Annotated in this window: 1 rRNA gene; it reads right to left on the reverse strand. The window is 54.5% G+C overall.

What is annotated here, in order from left to right:
- A 23S ribosomal RNA gene (locus AYO36_RS15165) occupies window positions 1–211 on the reverse strand; the annotation flags it as partial.

Consider the following 211-nt stretch of genomic DNA (forward strand, 5'->3'; position numbering starts at 1 on the left):
CTAGGGAGTATTTAGCCTTGGGAGATGGTCCTCCCGGATTCCGACGGGGTTTCACGTGTCCCGCCGTACTCAGGATCCACTCTGGAGGGAAAACAGTTTCAGCTACAGGGCTGTCACCTTCTTCGGCCGACCTTTCCAGGTCCTTCACCTACTGTCTTCCTTTTTGACTCCGTATAGAGTGTCCTACAACCCCGAAGAGCATGCTCTTCGG

It is taken from the genome of Exiguobacterium sp. KKBO11 (assembly GCF_001644945.1).
GTDB lineage: Bacteria > Bacillota > Bacilli > Exiguobacteriales > Exiguobacteriaceae > Exiguobacterium_A > Exiguobacterium_A abrahamii.